Here is a 25168-nt window from a genome sequence, read left to right as displayed (position 1 = left end):
GGGGAGTATATGGAACAGAAATCGCAAAGCAATTTCTCCTCCTAATCTCTATTATCCTAATTAACCTGCTTATCTTTTTATCTATCTTTCTCTCACTGCAGCTGCAATATTATTTGAATGGTCTCCAATTCTCTCTAAGTTACTTATTAAATCAAGGAAAATTGTACTTGAGTTTGCAGAGCAAGAGTGTTCATTTAATCTTCTAATATTGTTTTCTCTAAGATCCTTTTCGTATTTATCTATGGATTCTTCTATCTCTTTAATATTTAATGCTTCTATATTATCTTCATTCTTATAGCTTTCAATAGCTAAAGTTAAAGCTTCTAAAGTTTTTTCATACATAGCTATTAATTCATTTTTCGCATCAGTACCAATAGAAATATTATTATTTATTTTATCAGTAGCCAATTCAACTATATTTTCAGCATGATCACCAATTCTTTCAATGTCATTTATAACATGGAAAGTAGCACTTAAGTTCTTACTATCTGTTACAGGTAAATCATAGGATGATAAATCTACTAAGTAGTCTGTTATTTCTCTCTCTAGATTATTTATTATTTTTTCTCTTCTATAGACTTGCTCTATATTCTTTTCATTATTATTTAAGAATGCATCCATTGCTGCTTCTATATTTTTCTTAGCTATTTCACCCATTCTTATAGTTTCTTTAAAAACTTGGGAACTTGCTACAACAGGTGTTTCAAGTAAATTCTTATCTAAATAGATAGCACCATCTTTTTCGATAATTTCATCACCTGGTAAAAGTTTATTAGCAAGTAAAACTAGGTATTTAGCTAGAGGTAATAGTACTATAGTTACAGAAATATTAAATATAGTATGTGCATTTGCAACTTGTCTAGCAACATTACCTGGATCTATACTTTCAATTAAAGAAATTAATGGAGTCATAAATGGAATAAAAATAACTACACCAATAACATTAAAGAATAAATGAATAAGAGCTGCTTTTTTTGCAGTTCTATTAGCTCCAGCTGAAGCAAGTAAAGCTGTTACACATGTACCTATATTACAGCCTAAAATTATTGGAAGTGCTACATTCATATCTATAGAACCAGTTGTTGCTAAAGCAACTAAAATACCAGTAGTAGCAGAGGAACTTTGAACTATTGCAGTCATTCCAAGTCCAGCTAAAACACCTAAAAATCTATTATTTCCAATTATATAAATTACATTTCTAAAGGCATCTGATTGGGTGATAGGATTTAATGAAGATGACATAACTCCCATTCCCATAAATAAAATACCAAAACCTAAGGCTATAGATGAAATATCTCTAGCTCTTTTTTTCTTTAGGGCTAATAAACCAATAGCACCAAGGCCTATAAATATTGGTGCTATTTTATCTAAATCTAAGGAAACCATTTGAGCTGTAATGGTTGTCCCAATGTTAGCACCCATTATAACACCAGCAGCTTGCATTAATGTCATTAGTCCAGCATTTACAAAACTAACAACCATAACTGTAGTAGCACTAGAACTTTGGATAACTGCTGTTACAATAGTACCTACAAGTACTCCTATATATTTATTGCTAGTAACTCTTTCTAATATACTTTTTAGTTTTTCTCCTGCGGCATTTTCTAAGCCATCTCCCATAAGTTTCATTCCAAAAAGGAATAAACCTAAACCACCAAATACTTCAATGAAAATGTTAAATGTGTCCAAAATTTTCGCTCCTTCGAATATATAATTTTTACATAAATTTAATGTACAATACTATTTTATAATTAAAAGTTAACAATTCTAAGAGCTTTAACCTATATTTAACAATACGTATAATAAAAAGTTACAAAAATTATGTCAAATAATACGGAATAAAAAAAGATACTACCTGGGAGAGTAGTATCTTTATGATATAGGGTTCTTGGGGAGTTGTGACGTTGTGTAAACTTCCATATCTGCTAGGAATAATCTTACAATACAAGTATATATAACTAAGTTACATAAATCAACAGAATATGCTTAAGTTAGGACCTTTTTCCCTAAAATAGGGACTAAGTTACTATTTACCTATTCTTCAGGTGGATTTTCTACAGGTAATAGAAATTTAAATTCTACAGCATTTTCAATATTATTTAAAGAGTAATTAAAGTTGTGAATATCTAGTATGTTTTTTACTATAGACAAGCCAAGACCTGTGCTATTTTTATTTCTACTACGAGCCTTATCTATTCTATAAAACTTATTGAAAAGTTTATCTATATCATTTTTATCTATTTGAATACCATAGTTTATTACAGATATTTCATAAAAACTATCTTTCATGGAGATAGATACAACAATATCATTATTTTCAGGAGTATATTTTATTGCATTAGTTATAAGGTTTGTTAAAACCTGTTCCATCTTAAATCTATCTGCCTTTACATATGAGAAGTCAGTCTTTTCATCAAAAATTATTCTTAATCCATTTTCATTTGCTTCAATAGTAAATTTATTTACTAAGTTTTTAATTAATCTATTAATATTAAAAATTTCTAAGTTTGGTTTTATAACACCTGATTCAAGTCTAGATATTTCAAGCATATTTGTGACTAGAATGCTCATTTTTTTTGATTCATCAATTATTGTCTCCAGGTATTCTAGGGCGTTATCTCCAGAAACAATACCATCTTTAAGACCTTCAGCATATCCTTCTATTATACCTATTGGAGTTTTTAATTCATGGCTAACAGAGTCAACAAAGTCTTTTCTCATAATCTCTAGATTTCTTTCTTTTTCTATATCTTCTTCAAGTTTCTTATTCTTTTCTTTTAAGTCTTGAAGGGCTCCATCTAAATTGCTTGATAAAAAGTTTAAAGTACTAGCAAGATTTCCAATTTCATCTTCTCTGTCAATTTTACATTTTTCATTAAAGTTCATTTGGGACATCTTTTTAGCAACATTATTAATTTTTATAAGTGGTTTAGATATAAGATTAGTGTATACAGTAGAAAGTAATATTGATATAAATATGAAACCTATAAATATGTAAGAATAAAATTCCCTTATAACATCAGAAGCTTCTTGAATAGGTTGAATGGATGTAACTGAAATTAATATTGAATCATTAGTAGAATATAAACTCATAGGAGCCAAAACACCAATTTTCGTACTGTTACTATTAGGATCTATAAAATCTATGGTTTGAGGTTTTCCTGATGCAATAATCTCTTTTCTTAAATTATTATTTTTCAATAGTTGTTTTAGTGTTCTAACATAGGCTGTATCTTCACTGTAGGAATCAGAGATATAAAGTGTATCTCCAGTAATGGAAGAGAAAATACCTATTCTTGAATTTGTTTCACTTTCTAATATAATTAATGCTTTGCCAATGCTATTATAATCTTGAGTTTGATTAGCATATAAGGAAGTAAACCTATTAATATCTTTAACTAAATTATTCTTTTTCTTTAATTCATAAAAGCTTTGAAAAAAGAAGGTTTGAAATATAAATATAACAATCATTAATCCAAGTAAAAGGCTAAGAGTAATGATGAATATTTTTTTTGATAAGTTATTCTTCATTATTTCACCTCAAATTTATATCCGCTACCTCTAACAGTAACTATATAGTTAGCTTTATCTCCTAATTTTTCTCTTAATCTTTTAACATTGGTATCTACTGTTCTAATATCCCCATAGTAATCTATTCCCCAAACATTATCTAATATATTATCTCTACTTAAAGCAATACCTTCATTAGAGGCCAAATATATAAGAAGTTCATATTCTTTTGGGGATAATGAAAGTATATTTTCATCTATTTTTACTTCTCTGGAAAGTTTATTTATTACTAACCCATTAAAGTTTTGGGTACTTGAATCTATTTTTTCACTAGTCCTTTTTAACAAAGCCTTTACCTTTGCAACTAAAACCTTAGGACTAAAAGGTTTTGTAATATAATCGTCAGCTCCAAAGTCATATCCTTGAAGTTTATCTTCTTCTTGCCCCTTAGCAGTAAGTAAAATAACAGGAATTGTTGATACTTCTCGTATTTTTTCTAATACAGTTAATCCATCCATTACAGGCATCATTATATCTAAAATTATAAGGTCGATTTTATTACTTTTAAAGATTTCTAAAGCTTCTTTACCGTTTTCAGCTTCATATACTAAAAAGTCTTCCTTTTGGAAATAATCTCTTAATAGAAACCTTATTCTTATTTCATCTTCAACAATTAAAATATTTTTTCTCATAGTATAAAAACTCCTTTCATTATTGTTTGTATAAGAAGTTAAAGTTATTATAATATACCTTATGTACATTATATAGAAAATTCCGAGGATATAAAATAGAATAATGTAATTATATATTGTAAAGTTAGGTAAAAAAGCTTATATTATATAGATACAATGATTGATAAGGAGATAATTGATGCTTAAGCTGAATTTTGATGTGAAAAAACACTATTTAGATAATGGTTTGGAAATATTAACTATAAAGAAAGATACTCAAATAGCTTCTATAAATTTAGGAGTTAAAGTGGGTGCAATATATGAGTCCTTAGAAGAAAAGGGAATAAGTCATTTTATTGAGCATATGCTTTTTAAGGGGACAAATAAAAGAAATAATGAAGAGCTTAATGATGAGCTTGAATCTTTAGGCGGAGAATATAATGCATATACAGATTATAATTCTACAGTATATACAATAAGTTGCTTAAGTGAAGAATTAGAGAATGCTTGTATATTATTAGGAGATATGATTACTTCATCCAATTTTCCAGAAGAAGAGATAGAGAGGGAAAGAGGGGTAATTCTTGCAGAAATGAGAACAAGCAAGGATGATATAGAGGATTTAAGTTTTAAAAGAGTAAATGAAGTGGCTTTTAATAGTAGTCCATTAAGATATGATGTTACAGGATTAGAAGAAGTTGTTAAAGGATTAAAAAGGGATGATATTAAAAGGTTTTATAATAAGTATTACACTCCTAAAAACAGCTTAATAACAATGGTATCATCTATGGAACATGAAGATGCTAAAGAGTTAATTAGTAGAGAATTTTCTAATTGGCAAGGGGCAGAGGAAGTAGAACATCCTGTAATTTGTGAAGATAATACTCCACTAAAGAAAGTAAGCTATAAAAACGACATGGAGCAAAGTACTATAGTTTATTTATATACATTTTATCATTTAGATAAGAATGATGAGTTAGCACTTAGAATACTAAATCACAGATTAGGTGAAAGCTCTAATTCATTGCTTTTTAGAGAGGTAAGAGAAAAAAAAGGACTTGCTTATGATATCTATACACATTTAGATATGACAAAGAACGTTAAGACTTTATATGTATACACTGCAGTTTCTGATGAAGATGTGGAAGAGGCTATAAGAGCAATTGATGAAACATTAAATAATGTAGTTAATGGAAATATAGAAATAGGTAATAAGGACTTAGCTATAATGAAAAAGGTCCATAAAACTGCAGTAATATCAACTTTAGAGGACTCTGCTGAACTTTGTAACTATATACTACATCAGGAGCTTGAAGATGAAGATATTTATGAGTTTGTTAAGGATATGGAAGGTTTAAATAATTTAAATAAGGATAAAATTTATAAAGTATCAAAGTTGGTACTAAAAGATCCTACAATTCATATTTTAACATCTCCAAAGGAGTAGATTATAAATGAGCAAAATAACTAAGATAGAAGCTCAAAAAAGAACAAAAGATAGGGTTAATATTTATATTGATGAAGCCTATGCCTTTTCTGTAAGTGCAGAACTTGTATATAGAGAGGGATTAAGGAAAGACTTAGTAATAAATGAAGAAAAGCTAAAAGAAGTAGTTAAAGAGGACAATATAATAAAGTGTAAGAATACAGCTTTAAGAATAGTAGAAAGAAGCTATAAAACTGAAAAAGAAATTAAAGAAAAGCTTTTTGAAAAAGGTTATGAAAAAGATGAGATAGATAAAACCTTAGAGTTTTTAAGTGAATACAAGTTTATAAATGATGAAGCTTATACAAAGATGTACGTTAAGGATAGGTCTAAAACCCAAGGTAGAGGGAGAATAAAATATGCCCTTATGAAAAAAGGAGTAGACCAAGAGGATATAGAAAGTGCATTAGAAACAATAGATAAAGATGAAGAAAAAGAAGCAGCACTAGAGTTGGCTAGAAAAAGGTACCTAGCAATTTCTAAAAGAGAAAGTGATAAATATAAGATTTGGAATAAACTATGTAGATTTTTAGTAGGTAGGGGGTATGACTATTCTTTGGTAAAAGAGGTAGTTAAGGAAGTTGTCAATGTAGAAGAATTAGAGTAAGGGTGAGCCTATGGATTTATTTAACTTAGATATTCAACAGCTAGTCTGTTTGGGGATAATTATTTTTTCTATAATTACTTGTGTTAGAAAAGTAGTATATAGTCGAGATCTAAACGAAGCAGTAGACCCAATTTTATCAGGGTGTTCAACTATAGTTACATTTTTCATAATTCTTTCTTATTATGAAAAGTTTGACATTATGGTTGGTAACTTATTAGCTCAAGTATTTCAAAATTCAATAAGAGATAATGGAATAGTTCATGTTATTTTATTAGTGGGAATATTTGCTGTGGTTAAGTTTATTATATATTCAGTACTTAAATTGGTTCATTCATTTTCACTAAATTCTGCTTTAAACAAACTAAGACACAATAGTCCTTTTCTTATAATTTTTTCTATTATATTTGGATTTATAAGGGGAATTATTTTTATTGTTTTAATATGTATTCCCTTAGTTTTATATAATAATTTAGTAAGTTCAAGCTATAGAGTAGGCATATTAGATGGACTTAAGCCTTATGATAAACTAGAGGAAATGGTAGATAGTAAAAAGGTTCAAGTTATTTCAAATGGACTAAAGGAGAATATATCTAGCAATAAAATTATTTATTATAATGGTATTACCTTAGATGAAGGGGTTAAATCTAATGCAAGCATAGATAATAAAGCAAAAGCATTAGTTTCTAGAGATACTAGTGATAGAGGAAAAGCTAGAAGTATTTATAGATGGGTTGGAAGCAATGTGATTTATGATGATGAAAAGGCAGATTCTATAATGGAAAATACATCATCCTTTGAAAGTGGAGCAATACCAACTTTTAGAGATAAAAGAGGAATTTGTTTTGATTATGCTTGTCTTTATACAGCTATGTGTAATGCTATAGGATTAAAAAATAGAATTATTGTAGGTGATGCTTACAATGGAAGTGAGTTTGTAAGTCATGCATGGAATCAGGTATATCTTGAAGATGAAGGCAAGTGGATAAATGTAGATCCAACTTTTTATATTTCAGGTAATTATTTTGATTCATCAAACTTTGAAGAAACACACAGAACTAAAAATATAGCAGGAGAATTTTAAAGGAGCTAAAGTTATTTGGCTCCTTTTTTAAGGCATATGAAATTAGATATAGCCAAGATATTTTTAAAGAAGATTGGAGCAAAATGGATTTTTTATATGGTTATAACTAAAATATAAAAAGAAAAGACCGAAATTGATTTCAGTCTTCTACATATAAGAATGTGAAATGTTATTTACTTATTTCTGATTTTAGATGTTATTAGTTTAATTGCTTTTTCACAGTCATCATCATCATTATTTAATGCCCAAGCCATATTAAAGTTAACTAAAGCTTTATTAGAATCCTCTTTCATGGCATAGCAATACCCTAAGTTAAAGTAATACTTGCTATCTTTTTGAAGAGACAGAGCATTTTGTATCATGGTAATAGCATTGTCATAATCTTTAAGTTTAATGAAGCAAACACCAGCATTATAGTAGGAGCAAGCTTCATTTTCTTTTTTAGAAACAGCTCTTTTATAACAATCTATAGCTCTTAAATAATCTTGAGAATTGTAAAGTTTATTACCTTCGCTAAAAAAATTCATAGTTTCCTCCATAAGTATAAAATATAAGTTCATTATGATTATAGACATTGGCAATATAATATATACATATTTTTCTATGAATATTCATAATATAAATAAATAATTACAATAGTAAACAAATGTTACAAATCTTTAAATCATTCTTAAATTTTCGGTGCTTTTCTTGAAATAAGTTTCAAGGAGTCTATAATATAGTTTGGGGCAAAATTTACTAAAGTAGGTGTATTTATGAAAAAATATAATATGGGGCTAGATGTGGGGTCGACTACAGTAAAATTAATAGTATTAGATGGTAATGAGAATATTGTTTACAGTGAATACAGAAGGCATTTTTCTGATATTAGAAGCACAATAATTAATTTAATAAAAGAGGCTTATGATGTTGTTGGAGAGTGCAAAATTACAGTAGGTGTAACAGGTTCTGGAGGGCTTTCTGTATCAAAGTGGTTAGATGTAGACTTTATTCAAGAGGTAATAGCGTGTACTAAAACAGTAGAAGAAGTTATACCAGAAACAGATGTGGCAATTGAATTAGGTGGAGAAGATGCCAAAATTACATATTTTAAAGGCGGAATAGAACAGAGAATGAATGGTACTTGTGCAGGTGGTACAGGTGCGTTTATAGACCAAATGGCAACTCTATTAAACACTGATGCAATGGGGTTAAATGAATTATCAAAGGGACATAGTGTTATATACCCAATAGCTTCTAGATGTGGAGTTTTTGCTAAAACTGATGTGCAACCATTAATTAATGAAGGAGCTAAAGCAGAGGACATAGCTGCATCAATACTTCAAGCTGTTGTTAATCAAACTATTAGTGGACTAGCTTGTGGAAAGCCTATAAAGGGAAATGTAGCATTTTTAGGAGGGCCATTATACTTTTTATCTGAATTAAGAGAAAGATTTATTGAAACTTTAGGTTTAAAGGATGATGAAGTGATTTTTCCTGAAAACCCTCAGCTTTTTGTTGCTATAGGCGCTGCACTTTTATCAAGAAATAAAGAATTTATTAGCTTTAAAGAATTACATAAGAAAGTTGAAAATATATCAAATATAAATGAAGAGGAAGTAGATAGATTATCACCATTATTTAAATTACAAAGTGATTATGATGAATTTGAAAAGAGACACTCTAAATCAAAAGCAAAAAGAGGAAAACTAGAGGATTGTAGAGGTGGTGTATTCTTAGGTATAGATGCAGGATCTACTACAACAAAAGTGGTGTTAATTAATAAAGATGGAGAAATTGTTTATGATTTTTATGGTGGTAATGGAGGAAATCCTTTAAAGAAGGTTATAGAGATATTAAAAGACCTATATTCTAAGTTGCCACAAGGAGTAGAAATTATTAACTCAGCAGTAACAGGATACGGTGAAGCTTTGATTAAAGCTGCATTACATATAGATATAGGAGAAATTGAAACAATTGCACATTATAAGGCAGCAGATTACTTCTTGCCTGGAGTTGACTTTATACTAGACATTGGTGGACAAGATATGAAGTGTCTTAGAATAAAAAATGGAGTTATAGACTCAATTTTACTTAACGAAGCATGTTCGTCAGGATGTGGGTCCTTTATTGAAACCTTTGGTAAATCACTAAATATGAGGGTGGAGGATTTTGCTAAGGAAGCAATTAAGTCAAAATCACCAGTTGATTTAGGATCAAGGTGTACTGTGTTTATGAATTCCAGAGTTAAACAAGCCCAAAAAGAGGGGGCAGAAATAGCAGATATTTCAGCCGGACTTTCATATTCAGTAATAAAAAATGCATTGTTTAAGGTTATTAAAATACGTGATGAAAAAGAAATGGGAGAAAAGATAATAGTTCAAGGTGGTACATTCTATAATGATGCCGTTCTTAGAAGTTTTGAACTTATATCTGGAAGAGAAGCAGTAAGACCAGATATAGCTGGGCTTATGGGAGCTTTTGGAGCAGCTATTATCTCTAAGGAAAGATATGTAGAAGGAGAAAAGTCTACTATTCTTTCAAAGGAAAAGGTTGATAGCTTCCAAATGACTTCTGATTTTAGGAGATGTGGTCGCTGTGGAAATAACTGTCTTTTAACAATTAATAAATTCTCTACAGATGAAGAATTTATTTCTGGAAACAGATGTGAAAAAGGATTAGGAATAGATAAGATAAAAGAAGAAGTTCCTAATATGTACAAGTATAAATTTAAAAGAACCTTTAATTATATTCCATTAAAGAAAGATGAAGCCAAAAGGGGGACTTTAGGATTACCAAGAGTTCTTAATATGTATGAAAACTACCCATTTTGGTTTACACTTTTAACTAATTTAGGATTTAGAGTAGAGCTTTCTCCAGTTTCAAGTAAGAGTATATACGAGCTTGGAATAGAAACAATACCATCTGAATCTGCTTGTTATCCAGCAAAAATTGCTCATGGACACATTATGGCATTAATAAATAGGGGGATAAAAAATATATTCTACCCATGTATTCCTTACGAGAGAATAGAGTTTAAGGATGCCAATAATCACTATAATTGTCCAATGGTAACATCATATCCAGAAGTGATAAGAAATAATATGGATGTGTTAAAAGAGAAGAATATTAAATTTATTCAACCATTTTTAAATTTAGAAGAAAAAGATGTATTGTCAGAAAGAATAGTTGAAGAATTTAAGGACTTTAATGTAACTATAGATGAAGCAAGAAAGGCAGTTGAAGAGGCCTATAAAGAGAGAGAAAACTTTGATAATGATATAAGAAATAAAGCTAAAGAAGTATTAGAATATTTAAAGGAAACTGGAAAGAAGGGTATAGTTTTAGCAGGAAGACCATACCATATTGACCCAGAAATTAATCATGGAATACCTGATATAATTAACTCCTTTGATATGGCTGTATTAACAGAGGATAGTGTGGCACATTTAGGAGAATTAGATTCGCCTTTAAGGGTTGTTGATCAGTGGATGTATCATTCAAGATTATATAGGGCTGCGAGTTTTGTAGCTAAGAATGATTCCTTAGAATTAATTCAACTTAATTCTTTTGGATGTGGTCTTGATGCAGTTACAACAGATCAAGTTTCAGAAATTCTTTCTTCTAAAGGAAAGATATATACATGCTTAAAAATTGATGAAGGTAACAATTTAGGAGCTGCTAAAATAAGAATAAGATCTTTAAAGGCTGCTATGGAAGAAAGAGAAAGAAATGGATATGTGCCTGTAGAGGAAAAAATAGAGTTTAGAAATCCTACATTTACAAAAGAAATGAGGGGAAAACATACTATTATTGCTCCTCAAATGTCTCCAATTCATTTTGATATAATAGAACAGGCAGTAAGGTCATGTGGTTACAATTTAGAAGTGCTTCCTGCTATAGATAGTGAGGCTGTAGAAGAAGGATTAAAGTATGTTAATAATGATGCTTGTTATCCATCAATAATAGTTGTAGGACAAATAATACATGGTTTAAAATCAGGTAAATATGATGTTAATAATACCTCTGTCATTATTACTCAAACAGGGGGTGGATGCAGAGCAACAAATTATGTTGGGTTCTTAAAGAAAGCATTAAAGGAAGCAGGATTTCCACAAGTACCTATATTATCTTTAAATGCTGTAGGGCTTGAAAAACAACCAGGGTTTAAAATTACTCTACCTTTAATTAATAGAGCTATTATGGGGATGGTTTATGGGGATTTATTCATGAGAGTTTTATATGCTACAAGACCTTATGAAAAAGTAAAGGAATCTGCTAATGCTTTATATAAAAAGTGGAATGAAATAGCTAAAGAAAATGTTAAGAATGGTAGCAAGAGAACATTTAATAAAAATATAAAACAAATAGTTAAAGAATTTGATGAGTTAGAGTTATTAAATATAAAGAAGCCTAAGGTTGGTTTAGTAGGAGAAATTCTTGTTAAATTCCATCCAACAGCTAATAATAATGTTGTTGATATAATTGAAGAAAACGGTGCTGAAGCAGTAATGCCAGATTTAATGGACTTCTTCTTCTACACAGCATATGATGAGGACTTTAAGTATAAATGTCTTGGTGAAAGTAAGGTTAAGAGAAATATATATATGATGGTCATAGAGTTCTTAGAAAGCTATAGAAAAACTATGAAGAAGGCTTTAAATGACTCTAAGAGATTCCATGCTCCAGCTCATATTAAAGATTTAGGAAAAATGGCATCACAAATACTTTCTTTAGGAAATCAAACTGGTGAAGGATGGTTCTTAACAGGAGAGATGATAGAACTTATTGAAAGTGGTACGTCTAATATAATTTGTATGCAACCATTTGCTTGCTTACCAAATCACGTAACAGGTAAAGGAATGATAAAGGCACTTAAGGAAAAATATCCTGAATCCAATATAGTAGCAGTAGATTATGATCCAGGAGCTTCAGAGGTGAATCAATTAAATAGAATTAAGTTAATGCTTTCTGTAGCATTTAAGAAGCTTGAAGGTGAGATGTTTATAGATTTACCAGCACATAAAGAGGCGAGTATAACAGAAGAGACTTTAATAACAATAGAATAAAATGAAAAAGGGATAGATGCATATCTAATCCCTTTTTATATGTAAAAAAACAGGATGTTTTTAATAAAAAACAAATTACTAATATGTTTAGTTTGTAACTAAAGTAATATAGTAGGTTTAATTTTTTATAATATGTAGTATTTTTAAATAAGTATCACTAATAAAATTAATAGAAGTACAAAGGGGGATTTATGATGAAGAAACATTATTTGGGTGTAGATATAGGTGGAACTTTCATAAAGTATGCTAAGGTAGATGAAGAGTTTAACATTATTAATAAGTGGAAGGTAAAGTCTGTTGAGTTTGCTGATAAGGATGGATTTTATGATTATCTTTGTTCCAATATGGGAGATTTACATGAAGTTGAAAGTATTGGAATAAGTGCCCCAGGCCTTATAGATAAAGAGTCTAATGTGAAATCTTATGCAGCACCTAATGTTCGCATTATGTATGGCACCAATATTAACAATGAAGTTAATAAAAGAACAGGAAAAATTGTGGCATCAATAAATGATGCAAAGTCAGCAGGGCTTTGTGAATTCAAAATAGGTAATGCTAAAGGAAGTAGTTCATCTGCATTTCTTATTATAGGGACAGGTACTGGTGGGTGTGTATGTGATAGTAATGGAGTTGTTTTTGGAAAAGATTCTTTTGCAGGAGAATTTCATCACTTAGCATTCATGAACTTAAAAACTAAACAAATAGATAGATTAGGTGATTATGCCTCAATAACTGCTCTAGTTTCAATATATAATTCAAAAGTAGATGATAAAGACAAAGTCGAGTTTGGAAGTGAAGTTACTTTTAGATATAAGAATGGTGAGGAGAAGGCAATTGAATCAGTTGAAGATTGGATGAATAATATAATTGTTCAGTTAATTACAATGACAACCTTTTACAATCCAGAGGTAATATGTATAGGTGGAGGCATCTCTGAGGAGGATTGGTTTATTAATTTATTAAAAGAGAAATACAAGGAAAAATGTATTGAGTTTTTATGTTCGGATGTTATTACTACTGATATAAGAGCATGCAAATATAATAATGATGCTAATATATTTGGAGCAATAATAAATGTTAAATCTTAATTTTGTATAAAAAACTAGTATATTAAGCAGAAGTTAGTTATAATGTTTCTGTAAACGATTAATGACGAATGGGGTTGACAGTAATATGTTTAATTATGAGGTTATACAAAGTTTAAATGAGTTAGAGCTTTCATTATATAGCTATATAATGATGAATAGAAAAAAAGTTATGTATATGAGAATTAGGGAATTAGCAGATGAAGCTCATGTATCAACAACTACTATTCTAAGATTTTGCAAGAAACTAAAATGTGAAGGATTTTCAGAGTTTAAAGTTAGATTTAAAATGTATATAGAAGAAGAAAATATAAAAAAAGTAAGTGATGATGCATCAGAGATAGTAAACTTTCTTAAGGGCATAGATAATAGTGATTTAGATTACAAATTGGACAGACTATGTAATATGGTTAAAAACGCCAATACAGTGATTTTTGTTGGAATAGGCTCTTCGGGAATATTGTGTAAGTATGCAGCTAGGTATCTTTCTTCCATAGGAAAATTTGCAGTACATATAGATGACCCATTTTTCCCTACAAATTTTAGATATTACTCTACTAATGCTTTAGTTATAGCACTATCAGTTTGTGGAGAGACTCCAACTATTATTGATCATGTTACTAGATTAAAAAAGGAAGGCTGCACAGTTGCTAGTATTACCAATACAGAGAATTGCACCCTTGCCAAAATGTCGGACTTAAACCTTTCATATTATGTTCAACAAGTAAAGGTAGGGGACAGTGATATTACAACACAGTTACCGGTATTATATATAATAGAGAGAATAGGTAAAAAATTATATAATGAATATAGAATTTAAAGTAATAAGACTCCTTACATGAACTATTATGTAAGGAGTCTTATTTTTTAATGTCTAGGAAAGTATAAAATTTCAATTGACTATAACTCAAAGGTATTATTATAAATTCATATTAAAAAAATATAAAATCAAGGATAGTAATTTTATAATTTCCTTACCTTTAGTACGCGTGGGATGGATATTTGTTTCCATGTGACTTGGAGCTTGCGACGGAACAAGGGAAATAAATATCCACTCCACCTTTTTTATTAAAAATACAGATAAATAAAAAAACAAGATGTTACTTTTGGGTATCAATTTATTAAAGAGTAGGACATGTTTTTTAAGGACCTAATTGGGTTACAAAGAGTCTTTAGAGGGGGTATAATAAGCTTGTAAGGCAGAATGAAAGGAGTTGATATAATGATATATACTAAATTGGATGCTTTCAGAGATGATTTTTTGTGGGGATCAGCATCAGCTGCTTATCAAGTAGAAGGAGCTTGGAATGATGGGGGCAAAGGAGAAAGTATATGGGATATATATACTAAAATTCCTGGTGCAACGTTTAAGGGAACTAATGGAGATATAGCAGTAGACCACTATAACAGATATAAAGAGGATGTAGCATTAATGGCTGAAATGGGGTTAAAAGCATATCGATTTTCAATATCATGGAGTCGTATATACCCAGAAGGAAGAGGAGAAGTAAATGAAGAGGGCTTAAAGTTTTACGATGACTTAATTGATGAATTATTGAAAAACAATATAAAACCAATCATAACAATATATCATTGGGATTTACCTCAAGCACTTCAAGATTTATATGGAGGATGGGAGTCTAAGAATATCATAGAAGATTTTAATAATTATTGTATAACTTTATATAAGAGATATGGAGATAGGGTAAAATATTGGGTAACTTTAAATGAACAGAATGTGTTTATAGGATTAGGTTATAAAGAAGGTTTGCACCCACCTGGTGTAAAGGATATCAAAAGAATGTTACAAGCTAATCATATAGCTAATCTTGCAAATGCAAAGGCTATAGAGTCATTTAGGTTATTTGTACCTAATGGTATGATAGGGCCAAGCTTTGCTTTCTCACCTACATATCCATATAGTTGTAATCCAGAAGATATATTAGCAGCTGAGGATGCTGAGGACATAAATTGTAGTTGGTGGTTAGATGTTTATTGTAAAGGGACTTATCCATCATTTACACTTAAAAATTATGAAAAGCTAGGAATCGCTCCTGTTATTGAAGATGAGGAGTTAGAACTTTTAGAAAAGGGTAAGGCAGACTTTATAGGAATAAATTATTACAGAACATCTACAGTTGCAATGAATCCCCTAGATGGAGTGACTAGAAATTATAGAATGAATAATTCAGGTGAAAAAGGAACTCAAGAAGAGGGAGGAATACCAGGAGTATATAAAAATAAAAAAAATCCACATCTTGATAGTACAAATTGGGATTGGGAAATTGATTCTACAGGGTTAAGAATAGGATTAAGAAGATTAACAAGTAAATATGGATTACCAATCTTAATTACTGAAAATGGCCTTGGAGAGTTTGACAAGCTTCAAGAGGGTGATGTAATAAATGATGATTATAGAATAAAGTATTTAAAAAATCATGTAAAAGCTTGTAAAGAAGCAGTTACTGATGGAGTAGAACTTTTGGGATATTGTACTTGGTCATTTACAGATTTATTAAGTTGGCTAAATGGATATCAAAAGAGATATGGTTTTGTTTATGTAAATAGAGATGAAAATGATGTAAAGGATTTAAGAAGAATTAAGAAGAAAAGCTTTTATTGGTATAAGGATGTAATAAAAAGTAATGGTGAAGACATTTAAATGAATCTAAATTGAAACTTTTAAAATTAAGGAGTGAGTTTTTATGAAAAAAATATTATTAGTATGTGCAGCAGGAATGTCAACAAGTTTATTAGTTAATAAAATGAAAGAATCTGCAATAGAACAAGGAATAGAAATAGATATAGAAGCATTACCTGTATCAGAATGTTCAACAGTAGTAGATAGTGTTGATATTGTATTATTAGGGCCTCAAGTACGTTTCCAAAAGCCACAAGTAGACGCTTTAGTTGCAGGAAGGATTCCAGTAGAAGTAATAGACATGAGGTTATATGGAACAATGAATGGAAAGGCAATATTAGAGAGTGCATTGGCTAAGATTTCTTAATCTTAGCTTAATGATATAAATAATATTTAAGGAGGAAAAGAAATGAGTTTTATGGACAAGTTTCAAGTAGGAATTGAAAAAGCTCTTGTACCAATTGCTACAAAACTAAATGCACAAAGACATATTTGTGCGGTAAGAGATGCATTTATTTTAACATTCCCTCTTACAATGGCAGGATCCCTAATGATATTACTTAATTTTGTTTTGTTATCACCAGATGGATTTATTGCTAAGATATTTAAGCTAGGAGAAATATTTCCTAATTTAGCTGATTATCAAGCAATATTTAGTCCAGTATTAAAGGGGTCAGTAGACATACTAGCAATATTAATTGTATTTCTAGTAGCTAGAAACCTTGCAAGAATAATGAAAGCTGATGATTTATTGACAGGATTAACAGCTATATCAGTATTCTTTATAATCTACCCAGACTATGTTGCTGTAGAAGGCGCTAACCACTTAGCAACAAAATATATGGGTGCGCAAGGTTTATTCGTAGCTATTATAGTAGGTTTACTTGTTGGTGAGTTAATGTCTAGATTATCAAAAACAAGCAAATTAGAAATTAAAATGCCACCACAAGTTCCACCAGCAGTAGCAAGAACTTTTAAAGTTTTACTACCTATTATGATTGTAACAATTTCTTTCGCTATTATCAACTTTATTGTTATTAAAATTGCCCCAGGTGGATTACACGAAATTGTATACAATGTTGTTCAAGGACCTTTAACTAAACTTGGAAATAATGTTGGTTCAGTTGTTGTATTTGCTTTAGTTTCACAATTACTATGGGTTATGGGAATTCATGGCCCAAACACTATTGCAGCGGTTAGAGATACTATGTTTGCAGAAGCAAATAATGCAAACTTAGCATATGTTGCACAAAATGGTACTGCATGGGGAGCTCCATTTCCAGTAACTTGGGGAGGAATGAATGATGCTTTTGCAAACTATGGAGGATCAGGATGTACTTTAGGTTTAATTATAGCCATATTTTTATTTAGTAAGGCACAAGACCAAAGAGGTATTGCAAAATTATCTTTAGCTCCAGGATTATTTAATATAAATGAATCTATAATCTTTGGGTTACCAATAGTATTAAATCCGATATATATAATTCCATTTATTATTACTCCAGTTGTAAACATATTACTGGGTTATATGTTTGTGGTGGTACTGGAAATAATGCCACCGGTAGCATATGGGGTGCCTTGGACAACACCAGGACCATTAATACCATTCTTAGGAACAGGTGGTTCAGATGTAATGTCACTTGTATGTGGCTTTATATGTTTAGCTGTTAGTGTTTTAATTTATGCTCCATTCGTTATAGCTGCTAGTAAATCTGCTCAAAAGCAAGCTGAAGCAGAGGGGAATTTAGAATCCCAAATGGCAAACGTATAGAGAAGAAGTAGGAGAAGAGTAATGGAAGGGTTAGAACTTATATCATTTGAAATAATAAGTAATGTAGGAATGTCAAAGTCATTATCTATAGAGGCAATTAGAGAAGCTAGAAAAGGCAATTATGAGATGGCTGATGAAAATTTGAAAAGAGCTAATCAGTATTTAACTGATGGTCATCACGCACATGCATCATTAATTCAGCAAGAAGCAGCAGGAGAAAAGGTGGATTTTTCACTAATACTAATGCATGCAGAGGATCAAATGATGAGTGCAGAAATCATAAAAAGTTTAGTAGAAGAAATGATAGAGATGTATAAGGATTTAAAGAAAGCTTAATTAAAAGGGTAGCCTGGTTTATAACATTAGGCTACCTGTTATTTTAGTAGAAAGTATGGAGGATATATATGAATTATAAATTTAATGAAGGATTTTATTGGGGAACTGCTATTTCAGCACTTCAAACAGAAGGAACCCATGAAGGTGATGGGAAAAGTGATACTACTTTTGATGTGTGGTTTAAGAAGGAACCTGAAAGATTTTTTGGTGGCGAGGGAAATAAAGTAGCGGTAGATTTTTATCATATGTATGATGAAGATATAAAGATGATGAAAAAAATGAATCATAACTCCTTTAGGTTTTCTATAGCATGGTCAAGGTTAATACCAAATGGAGATGGAATAGTTAATGAAAAAGCAGTTAAGTATTATAATGATTTAATTAATAAGCTATTAGATAATGGAATAGAACCTTTTGTTTGTTTGTTTCATTTTGATATGCCTTGGATTATGCAAGAAAAAGGTGGCTGGGAGTCATTAGATGTTGTTGATAAATATAAAGAATATGCAGAAATTGCTTTTAGATTATTTGGGCATAGAGTAAAGAAGTGGTTTACTCATAATGAACCTATAGTACCCATAGAAGGTTCATATATTTATGGATTTCATTATCCAATAATAAAGGATTTAAAAAGAGGTGTAAAAGCTACATACTATACTATACTGTCTAGTGCAAAAGCTGTAGAAGTATTCAAAAGACTTAGAAAAGATGGGGTTTTAAGAAGTGATAGTACTATTGGGACCATATTAAGTATGTCACCAGTATATCCTAGAGATTATAATAATAAGGAAGATGTTAAGGCATCAGAGATTTGCAAACTATTTTTTACAAATAGCTTCCTTGATCCTATGGTAAAGGGAGAATTCAATAGGGAATTAGTAGAATTATTAAAAAAATATAATTTATTAGAAGAGTTTTATACACAAGAAGAATTAGAGTTAATAAAAAATAACACCATAGAAACTTTAGGATTCAATTACTATTTTCCAAGAAGGGTAAAGGCTAAAGAACATATAAGTGGAGGAAAAGTAGAAAGTCCTGAATATTTCTTTGAACATTACGAAATGCCTAATAGAATCTTTAACAAGGATAGGGGATGGGAAATTTATCCTGAGGGTATTTATGATATTTTAATAATGTTAAGGGATGAATATGATAATATTCCAGTATATATTTCAGAAAATGGAATTGGAAGATATAAAGGTGATATTGAGGATATGGATGATGCAGGTTTTATTCATGATGATGCTAGAATTGAATTTGTAAAGGAACATTTAAAGTGGATTTGGAGGGCTCAAAATGAAGGCTCTAATGTTTTTGGATATCACATGTGGTCACTTATGGATAATTGGTCTATGTCTAATGCTTTCAAGAATAAGTATGGATTTGTACATGTAGACAGGGAAAATGGATTAAAGAGATCATTGAAAAAAAGTGGATATTGGTATGGGGATGTTAGTAAAAATAATGGTTTTTAAAATAAAGATACTAGATTTTATATAAATCTAGTATCTTTATTTGTATTTTAATAAGTTATCTCTTCAGTACTAATTTTGTAATTATCTTCTTTATAAGTTTTGGCAAAAATTGATATTGCAGAAATTACAGTGAATAAATAGCTTACACCTAAGTCTTTTATAAAAGCACTTTTTACTTCAGGAACTTTTAGTAATGCAGGAATGTCTAATAAACAATCTAACAAAGAAGCTCCTATATCTTTAAATTCTGAATATAATGAAATTCCAAGGGACAAGTAATTTGCAAGGAAAACCATAAGTATAATAATTAATGAAGTTATTAAAACACCTGAAATGTTAATCCTACCTCCAAACTTTTTATATCCAGCTATACAACAAAATACAAGCAGTATTGCACAAAGTGCAGAGATATATCCTAAATAGTTTACAAACATCCATACTGCAACACCTATTAAAGAGCCAAGTATTCCACCTATTATTCCCAGTGGAATGTTGTTTGGAAGCTCTCTTATAGATTCTTGTTTATAAGCAATATCAGCATGTACATTATTTTTGCAGTTATCACAACATAGCACTAGTGTTCCATCTATTGCAAATGGAGAAATGCTAACAACTTCACCACATAAACCACAGCAACTTGAAAGATTGTTAAGTGATAGTTCATTAGTAATTTTATTTAGTATTTCAATAAATTCATCTACATAAAGATCATTTATCTTTTTAGGTGTATAACTAACAATAATGTTTGAATTAGAGTAAAGTATATCATTTATTTTGTCATAATCAATTTTTAAGTTGTCTAAGAAGTATAATAACTTCATTTTTGTATAAGTTTCTGAAAGCTTTACTGGTAATACAAGATTATATGTATTTTTGTTAGCAACTATAGTAAAGCTAAAGCCATCTATAGAACCAATAACAGCCTCTTTATTCCCCAAAGCGTTAAGAGTGATTTTTTCACTTAGATTATTAAGAAATTTATCTTTCATATTTACCCCCCTTTTTGAAAATACAAATATTCCCTTTAGATTATATAACAATATAAAGGATATTTGCAAATATATGTAATTAATTTAATGTTGATATAAGGTTATCTTAAGGATATAATGATTTATCATAAAGTAATAGGAGAAGAAAATGGAGAAAGTAAAGTTTACTTTAAATGAAATAACTACTATAGTAGTGGCTATGATAGAGCAGATTGAGGTATATGAGATATCAGGAATAGATGAAGATATATATTTACCTAAGCCTATAGAAGATAAAATAGATTTATTAGGTACAGATGAAATAGAAGAGTTTTATAATAGTATAAATTTAATAGTTAATGAGGTAAGGGATTTAAAAAGTGGAGAATTAAATATGTTAAACAATTTAAGGAGTGAAATCTCATATATTGCTAATGAATATTTAGAAGATTATATTATAAATTAGTATAGGTTTACACAAAAATATGATATTATTATATTAATAAATGATTTGGAGGCGATGAAATGGGTATTTATGATAAGCTAGTTGGTAATGCTACTATGGGAGCAGATTTAAAATATGTTAATGATCATATTTTAGATGGGGAAGAAATAATAGCTTCATTTCAATTTATAAGAGATTCTATAATTCTAACTAACTTGGGATTATATTTAGTTGATGTACAAGGTGTAACCGGTAAAAAAGTAGAGGTTAAATTTTTCCCAGCGAAAAATATAAAAAGTGTTACTTATGAAACAGCAGGTAATTTTGATCTTGATGTTGATGTTAAAATTGGTGTTGATGGAAATACAGTAATGGCTACAAGTGGAGCTTTTTATAGTGCGCCTATTTCTTTTAAGGTGCCTAAAAAACAAGCAAATGAAGCTAAAGAAATAATTAAATTAGTAAAACAGAATTATTTATGTAAGTAAAAATTAGAATCCTTTACCGTAATAGGCAGAGGATTCTTTTACATATCTACAACTTTATATCTAGAAAGGGAATGATTATAATGATTTATAAAGTATTTGGAGACACAATTGTAATGAAATTAGAAAAGGGAGAAGAAATAATTTCAGAAATTACAGAATTATGCAAAGAAAAAGCTATAAGTGCAGGTTCTGTATCAGCTATAGGTGCAGTAGATAATGTGATTTTAGGCTTGTATAAAGTAAAGGAAAAGAAATATTTTTCTAGTGAGTATAAAGAGGAAATGGAGATGACAAGCCTTACAGGGAATATATCAGTAAAAGATAATGAACCATATTTACATTTTCATGCAAACTTTGGTAGAGAAGATGGAAGCGTAGTTGGTGGTCATTTAAATAAAGCTGTAATTAGTGCTACTTGTGAAATAATAATACATAGAATAAATGGAGTTATTGGTAGAAAATTTGATGATGAAATAGGATTGAATGTAATAGAGTTTAATTAGAAAGTGTTTTAAGAGCAAAATTTAAGAACCTTTAAAGCAAAAATGAATAAGATAAAATATGATTTAAATAATTTATGGGGGGATTAGGATGAATCCTTATGAACTAATAGTAAAGGTTCAACAAAGAATGCAGCAAGATCCTGCTTTCGCACAAAAGTTTGCTCAACTTACTCAAGATTTAAATAACATACCTGGACTTCAACAGGAAGTTATGAGAATAATGCAATTAGATGAAAAGAAAAGAAAAAAGGCTTTGGATAAGTTACCTGATAATGTAAAGAGAACAGTAAAGGAAATGTTCGATCTTTTAAATAATTAATTAAATAAAAATCACAGAGGATTTTACTCTGTGATTTTTATTTTACTTTTTTACTTCTTGTACACCTGAAACTGAAGCATCTCCATCTAATTTAAATGTGTCTTTAGCTTCTTGGTTTTGGAAGTATATGTTTCCTTGTACCTTTGTATTTGAGATTTTAAAGTTCTTTCCTTGAACGTATATGTCTCCAACAAATGTACCACGTTTTAATTCAACGTCATCAGCAGCAATTGTTAATCTAGGTGCAGTTAGTGTAAATTCTTTAACTACATTTTGATTTTCATCAGTTGCATAAAGTGAAATATTACGTCCAACTTTTCCCTCAGGAATAGTTGTAAGTTTAGAAACAACTATGTCTTTATCAGTTTTAATATCATTCTGAGGTATTACTATCCAAGGACCAGTTTCATTTAAAGCTTCAACTAAAGTAACATCATCTGTAACCTTAGATGGGGAAGTAATTATATCAGGTTTTTCTGTACCTGTTGAATTTCCAGGATTTTGGCTTTGTTCAGTAGATGGTGGATTGCTGTTATTACCATTATTGGTATCATTATTCTTATCATTACTACATCCAATAAGAAGTGTAGATCCGATAAGAACTGCTGCTAATATTTTTCCGTACTTCATTATATATTCCTCCTTGTTATAGAATTCACATCTAGTATGTGGAGAAACATATAGAATTATTTATAGTAAGTTAAGTTTATATTTGCTGAATGCAATTCTTGCTGTTTCTATCATATCATTCCAAGAACCAAACTTAGTATTTTTTTGTATATAATCATTAAATTCATCAATATCTATATTATTAAAATCTTCTTCTGTTGTAATAATACAATTACAAGAGTTGAAAAAGTCGTCTATATTATTAAATTTACTGAATTTGCGCATGAACTCATCAGATAATACAGTTCTATATAAATCTATTTTTTTACTCAAGCTATTATTATTACTAGATAATGTCATATTAATCACCTCTTATATATTATAATATCATTAAATAGTAGTAAGTAAATTATATATAGTAAATATTAATAAATTTTTAAAAATTATAAATAATAGAGTCATGACTAAATAAAGCGAAAAAGGTATTTAATTATATGAAAAAGTTTGTATAATTGTATTTGAGGTGAAATAGATGAATAAAATAATACCTGGAATTTACAGACACTTTAAGGGAAATGAATATGAAGTAATTGATATAGCAGAGCATACAGAAACTGGTGAAATGCTTGTTGTATATAAGGCGCTATATGGAGAATTTAGAACTTTTGTAAGACCTTTAGAGATGTTTGCAAGTGAAGTAGACCATGACAAATATCCAGAAGTAAAACAAAAATATAGATTTGAATATGTAAGGGAGAATTAAGATATGAACATAAGATTTGATGAAAAGGCTAAAAAAGCTTTAGAAGATATAATAAAGGATAGTAGTGAAAATTACATAAGAATAAAGGTCTTTAGAGGGTGTGGAAGACCTGCATATGAAATTTATCCAAGTTATAAAAGTGAAGAGGATATGTTAGTAGAAATTGATGATATTCCTTTTGTATATAAAAAAGAGGATGAAAAAATGGTTAATGGAATAGAAATAAAGTATGATAAAGAAACTTATACAAATGGATTTTATATAAAATAGGGGAAAAGGTTTATGAAAAAAACACTATACTCTAATACAGTGAAAATTGTACTATCAGCTACAATTTCAATTATAATAGCAACAAGGTTAGGCTTAGAATTTAGTGTTACTGCAGGAATTATATCAATATTAAGTATACAAGGTACTAGAGTTGAATCTATATTAGTTGCAATAAAAAGATTTATTGCAGTATCTATAGCAATATTATTATCTTATTTTCTATATTTACTTCTTGGTACTAATCCAATAGTTTTTGGACTATTTCTTTTAATATTTGTTCCAATAACAAAAAGATTTTCCTTGCAAGAAGGTATGGTAGTTGGGTCTGTTTTATCTACTCATCTATTAGTTAGTAATCCCATAGATATTTATTGGGTTATAAATGAGTTTGGTCTAACCTTAATTGGTATAGGGGTAGCTCTTATATTTAATTTATTCACTGAGTCTTTAGAACATAAGTTTGAAGAGAATAAAGAAAATATTGAAGAGGGATACAGAAAAATACTTTATTCCATGGGGGAAACTTTAATTACTCATGCTGTACCAATAGATGAGCAGAAGGTTTTAGATGAGATAGAAGAAACTATTGCTTCCACAAAAACATTAGCTTTAGAGATAAATAATAATTATCTATTTAAGGAAAAGAAGCAATTTATAAAGTATATAGATATGAGAATCATGCAGATGGACACAATAAAAAGAATGAAAAAGCATTTTCAAAGGTTTTATATGAAGTATGAGCAAACTAAAATGCTTTCAAACTTAACTAAAGAGGTGGCAAATAATCTAGCTGAAGAAAATGACTGTCTTCAGCTAATTAATAAGGTTAATTATTTAAGAGATATATACAAACAAATGGATTTACCAAAGAGTAGAGATGAATTTGAGAATAGGGCATTATTATTTCAATTCCTAAATGATTTAGAGGAGTTTTTGCAAATTAAAAGAGAGTATTACTTATCAATACACAGATAATTGTATTAGTATTTACATTTTTGACACAATTGACAAGTATTAACAAAAAATAGAAAAAAGGTGTAAATTAGGACTAAATATGATAAAATTAATTATTATGGGTCAAAAGGGGAT

Annotated in this window: 25 protein-coding genes; 18 read left to right on the top strand and 7 right to left on the bottom strand. The window is 29.5% G+C overall.

Annotation, left to right across the window (positions count from 1 at the left end):
• Positions 1–81 precede the first annotated feature (81 nt).
• The 3 genes from G594_RS0107030 to G594_RS0107020 all read right to left on the bottom strand — a co-directional run bounded on the left by G594_RS0107030 (position 82) and on the right by G594_RS0107020 (position 4202).
• Complete coding sequence (locus G594_RS0107030; protein ID WP_027097936.1) at positions 82–1689, bottom strand: Na/Pi cotransporter family protein; 1608 nt, start codon at positions 1687–1689, stop codon at positions 82–84.
• A gap of 345 nt (positions 1690–2034) precedes the next feature.
• A complete protein-coding gene (locus G594_RS0107025) occupies positions 2035–3531 on the bottom strand; it encodes a sensor histidine kinase (protein WP_027097935.1) in 1497 nt (498 codons plus the stop codon).
• A complete protein-coding gene (locus G594_RS0107020) occupies positions 3531–4202 on the bottom strand; it encodes a response regulator transcription factor (protein WP_027097934.1) in 672 nt (223 codons plus the stop codon). The genes G594_RS0107025 and G594_RS0107020 overlap by 1 nt, the downstream gene beginning before the upstream one ends.
• Before the next feature lie 178 nt (positions 4203–4380).
• Here G594_RS0107020 and G594_RS0107015 point away from each other — a divergent pair, with 178 nt between their 5' ends.
• From G594_RS0107015 to G594_RS0107005, 3 genes are read left to right on the top strand one after another with little or no spacing between them, the layout of a single operon-like run.
• Entirely contained in the window at positions 4381–5628 is a 1248-nt protein-coding gene (locus tag G594_RS0107015; RefSeq protein ID WP_027097933.1) for a M16 family metallopeptidase, read from the top strand.
• A gap of 7 nt (positions 5629–5635) precedes the next feature.
• A complete protein-coding gene (gene recX, locus G594_RS0107010) occupies positions 5636–6274 on the top strand; it encodes a recombination regulator RecX (protein WP_027097932.1) in 639 nt (212 codons plus the stop codon).
• A 10-nt stretch (positions 6275–6284) separates the two neighbouring features.
• On the top strand, positions 6285–7355 hold the full coding sequence (locus tag G594_RS0107005) for a transglutaminase domain-containing protein (protein ID WP_051195929.1): 1071 nt from the start codon (positions 6285–6287) through the stop codon (positions 7353–7355).
• A 173-nt stretch (positions 7356–7528) separates the two neighbouring features.
• Here the strand turns inward: G594_RS0107005 and G594_RS0106995 are convergent, their stop codons facing one another.
• A complete protein-coding gene (locus G594_RS0106995) occupies positions 7529–7882 on the bottom strand; it encodes a tetratricopeptide repeat protein (RefSeq protein ID WP_027097930.1) in 354 nt (117 codons plus the stop codon).
• 228 nt (positions 7883–8110) lie between these two features.
• On the opposite strand from G594_RS0106995, the gene G594_RS0106990 reads away from it, so the two are divergent.
• The 8 genes from G594_RS0106990 (at position 8111) to G594_RS0106955 (ending at position 19714) form a co-directional block, all read left to right on the top strand.
• Positions 8111–12403, top strand: coding sequence for a 2-hydroxyacyl-CoA dehydratase (locus tag G594_RS0106990; protein WP_027097929.1), 4293 nt, complete (start codon positions 8111–8113; stop codon positions 12401–12403).
• A gap of 194 nt (positions 12404–12597) precedes the next feature.
• Positions 12598–13491: an ROK family protein gene (locus G594_RS0106985; protein WP_027097928.1), complete on the top strand. Its 894-nt coding sequence runs from the start codon at positions 12598–12600 to the stop codon at positions 13489–13491.
• A gap of 85 nt (positions 13492–13576) precedes the next feature.
• The gene (locus G594_RS0106980; RefSeq protein WP_027097927.1) at positions 13577–14308 is read left to right on the top strand and encodes a MurR/RpiR family transcriptional regulator; all 732 of its coding nucleotides are present in this window, start codon (positions 13577–13579) and stop codon (positions 14306–14308) included.
• A 402-nt stretch (positions 14309–14710) separates the two neighbouring features.
• Entirely contained in the window at positions 14711–16150 is a 1440-nt protein-coding gene (locus G594_RS0106975; RefSeq protein ID WP_027097926.1) for a glycoside hydrolase family 1 protein, read from the top strand.
• A gap of 43 nt (positions 16151–16193) precedes the next feature.
• The gene (locus G594_RS0106970) at positions 16194–16496 is read left to right on the top strand and encodes a PTS sugar transporter subunit IIB (protein ID WP_027097925.1); all 303 of its coding nucleotides are present in this window, start codon (positions 16194–16196) and stop codon (positions 16494–16496) included.
• Between the two features lie 42 nt (positions 16497–16538).
• A complete protein-coding gene (locus tag G594_RS0106965; RefSeq protein WP_027097924.1) occupies positions 16539–17900 on the top strand; it encodes a PTS sugar transporter subunit IIC in 1362 nt (453 codons plus the stop codon).
• A gap of 21 nt (positions 17901–17921) precedes the next feature.
• Entirely contained in the window at positions 17922–18236 is a 315-nt protein-coding gene (locus G594_RS0106960) for a PTS sugar transporter subunit IIA (protein WP_027097923.1), read from the top strand.
• Positions 18237–18304: 68 nt separating this feature from the next.
• Positions 18305–19714 (top strand): glycoside hydrolase family 1 protein, encoded by a 1410-nt coding sequence (locus G594_RS0106955; RefSeq protein WP_034866083.1) that lies wholly within the window; start codon positions 18305–18307, stop codon positions 19712–19714.
• Between the two features lie 47 nt (positions 19715–19761).
• Here the strand turns inward: G594_RS0106955 and G594_RS0106950 are convergent, their stop codons facing one another.
• The gene (locus G594_RS0106950) at positions 19762–20703 is read right to left on the bottom strand and encodes a hypothetical protein (protein ID WP_027097921.1); all 942 of its coding nucleotides are present in this window, start codon (positions 20701–20703) and stop codon (positions 19762–19764) included.
• 148 nt (positions 20704–20851) lie between these two features.
• On the opposite strand from G594_RS0106950, the gene G594_RS0106945 reads away from it, so the two are divergent.
• From G594_RS0106945 to G594_RS0106930, 4 genes are all read left to right on the top strand, one after another.
• Complete coding sequence (locus tag G594_RS0106945) at positions 20852–21148, top strand: hypothetical protein (protein ID WP_027097920.1); 297 nt, start codon at positions 20852–20854, stop codon at positions 21146–21148.
• Between the two features lie 59 nt (positions 21149–21207).
• On the top strand, positions 21208–21615 hold the full coding sequence (locus G594_RS0106940) for a PH domain-containing protein (RefSeq protein ID WP_027097919.1): 408 nt from the start codon (positions 21208–21210) through the stop codon (positions 21613–21615).
• Positions 21616–21695: 80 nt separating this feature from the next.
• Positions 21696–22118, top strand: coding sequence for a PPC domain-containing DNA-binding protein (locus G594_RS0106935; RefSeq protein ID WP_027097918.1), 423 nt, complete (start codon positions 21696–21698; stop codon positions 22116–22118).
• An 88-nt stretch (positions 22119–22206) separates the two neighbouring features.
• Positions 22207–22437, top strand: a complete 231-nt coding sequence (locus tag G594_RS0106930) for a hypothetical protein (protein ID WP_027097917.1) — start codon at positions 22207–22209, stop codon at positions 22435–22437.
• Between the two features lie 42 nt (positions 22438–22479).
• On the opposite strand, the gene G594_RS18520 is transcribed toward G594_RS0106930, so the two are convergent.
• Both G594_RS18520 and G594_RS18515 read right to left on the bottom strand, forming a co-directional pair.
• Positions 22480–23067 carry a hypothetical protein gene (locus G594_RS18520; RefSeq protein WP_034866080.1) on the bottom strand — a complete coding sequence of 196 codons (588 nt, stop codon included), beginning with the start codon at positions 23065–23067 and terminating at the stop codon, positions 22480–22482.
• Positions 23068–23127: 60 nt separating this feature from the next.
• Positions 23128–23406: a hypothetical protein gene (locus G594_RS18515; protein WP_034866077.1), complete on the bottom strand. Its 279-nt coding sequence runs from the start codon at positions 23404–23406 to the stop codon at positions 23128–23130.
• Between the two features lie 172 nt (positions 23407–23578).
• On the opposite strand from G594_RS18515, the gene G594_RS0106915 reads away from it, so the two are divergent.
• Genes G594_RS0106915 through G594_RS0106905 form a run of 3 tightly spaced genes read left to right on the top strand, consistent with a single transcriptional unit; the run spans position 23579 to position 25054 of the window.
• Complete coding sequence (locus tag G594_RS0106915) at positions 23579–23809, top strand: DUF1653 domain-containing protein (protein ID WP_027097916.1); 231 nt, start codon at positions 23579–23581, stop codon at positions 23807–23809.
• Between the two features lie 3 nt (positions 23810–23812).
• A complete protein-coding gene (locus G594_RS0106910) occupies positions 23813–24079 on the top strand; it encodes an iron-sulfur cluster biosynthesis family protein (RefSeq protein WP_027097915.1) in 267 nt (88 codons plus the stop codon).
• 12 nt (positions 24080–24091) lie between these two features.
• Complete coding sequence (locus G594_RS0106905) at positions 24092–25054, top strand: aromatic acid exporter family protein (RefSeq protein WP_027097914.1); 963 nt, start codon at positions 24092–24094, stop codon at positions 25052–25054.
• Positions 25055–25168 lie beyond the last annotated feature (114 nt).

The sequence above is a fragment of the Clostridium paraputrificum AGR2156 genome (assembly GCF_000424025.1).
GTDB lineage: Bacteria > Bacillota > Clostridia > Clostridiales > Clostridiaceae > Clostridium > Clostridium paraputrificum.
The sequence above is the reverse complement of the archived record's forward strand: the minus strand, read 5'-3'. Positions and strand labels throughout refer to the sequence as shown.

What these genes read in the sequence shown, in the direction of transcription:
- G594_RS0107005 (WP_051195929.1), top strand. Translation starts at nt 6,285, where the DNA reads ATGGATTTATTTAACTTAGATATTCAACAGCTAGTCTGTTTGGGGATA.
- G594_RS0106915 (WP_027097916.1), top strand. Translation starts at nt 23,579, where the DNA reads ATGAATAAAATAATACCTGGAATTTACAGACACTTTAAGGGAAATGAA.
- G594_RS0106930 (WP_027097917.1), top strand. Translation starts at nt 22,207, where the DNA reads ATGAATCCTTATGAACTAATAGTAAAGGTTCAACAAAGAATGCAGCAA.
- G594_RS0106975 (WP_027097926.1), top strand. Translation starts at nt 14,711, where the DNA reads ATGATATATACTAAATTGGATGCTTTCAGAGATGATTTTTTGTGGGGA.
- G594_RS0106940 (WP_027097919.1), top strand. Translation starts at nt 21,208, where the DNA reads ATGGGTATTTATGATAAGCTAGTTGGTAATGCTACTATGGGAGCAGAT.
- G594_RS0106965 (WP_027097924.1), top strand. Translation starts at nt 16,539, where the DNA reads ATGAGTTTTATGGACAAGTTTCAAGTAGGAATTGAAAAAGCTCTTGTA.
- G594_RS0106960 (WP_027097923.1), top strand. Translation starts at nt 17,922, where the DNA reads ATGGAAGGGTTAGAACTTATATCATTTGAAATAATAAGTAATGTAGGA.
- G594_RS0106910 (WP_027097915.1), top strand. Translation starts at nt 23,813, where the DNA reads ATGAACATAAGATTTGATGAAAAGGCTAAAAAAGCTTTAGAAGATATA.
- G594_RS18520 (WP_034866080.1), bottom strand. Translation starts at nt 23,067, where the DNA reads ATGAAGTACGGAAAAATATTAGCAGCAGTTCTTATCGGATCTACACTT.
- G594_RS0106995 (WP_027097930.1), bottom strand. Translation starts at nt 7,882, where the DNA reads ATGAATTTTTTTAGCGAAGGTAATAAACTTTACAATTCTCAAGATTAT.
- recX (WP_027097932.1), top strand. Translation starts at nt 5,636, where the DNA reads ATGAGCAAAATAACTAAGATAGAAGCTCAAAAAAGAACAAAAGATAGG.
- G594_RS0106945 (WP_027097920.1), top strand. Translation starts at nt 20,852, where the DNA reads ATGGAGAAAGTAAAGTTTACTTTAAATGAAATAACTACTATAGTAGTG.
- G594_RS0106955 (WP_034866083.1), top strand. Translation starts at nt 18,305, where the DNA reads ATGAATTATAAATTTAATGAAGGATTTTATTGGGGAACTGCTATTTCA.
- G594_RS0106950 (WP_027097921.1), bottom strand. Translation starts at nt 20,703, where the DNA reads ATGAAAGATAAATTTCTTAATAATCTAAGTGAAAAAATCACTCTTAAC.
- G594_RS0107025 (WP_027097935.1), bottom strand. Translation starts at nt 3,531, where the DNA reads ATGAAGAATAACTTATCAAAAAAAATATTCATCATTACTCTTAGCCTT.
- G594_RS0106970 (WP_027097925.1), top strand. Translation starts at nt 16,194, where the DNA reads ATGAAAAAAATATTATTAGTATGTGCAGCAGGAATGTCAACAAGTTTA.
- G594_RS0107020 (WP_027097934.1), bottom strand. Translation starts at nt 4,202, where the DNA reads ATGAGAAAAAATATTTTAATTGTTGAAGATGAAATAAGAATAAGGTTT.
- G594_RS0106990 (WP_027097929.1), top strand. Translation starts at nt 8,111, where the DNA reads ATGAAAAAATATAATATGGGGCTAGATGTGGGGTCGACTACAGTAAAA.
- G594_RS0106935 (WP_027097918.1), top strand. Translation starts at nt 21,696, where the DNA reads ATGATTTATAAAGTATTTGGAGACACAATTGTAATGAAATTAGAAAAG.
- G594_RS0106980 (WP_027097927.1), top strand. Translation starts at nt 13,577, where the DNA reads ATGTTTAATTATGAGGTTATACAAAGTTTAAATGAGTTAGAGCTTTCA.
- G594_RS0107015 (WP_027097933.1), top strand. Translation starts at nt 4,381, where the DNA reads ATGCTTAAGCTGAATTTTGATGTGAAAAAACACTATTTAGATAATGGT.
- G594_RS0106905 (WP_027097914.1), top strand. Translation starts at nt 24,092, where the DNA reads ATGAAAAAAACACTATACTCTAATACAGTGAAAATTGTACTATCAGCT.
- G594_RS0106985 (WP_027097928.1), top strand. Translation starts at nt 12,598, where the DNA reads ATGAAGAAACATTATTTGGGTGTAGATATAGGTGGAACTTTCATAAAG.
- G594_RS18515 (WP_034866077.1), bottom strand. Translation starts at nt 23,406, where the DNA reads ATGACATTATCTAGTAATAATAATAGCTTGAGTAAAAAAATAGATTTA.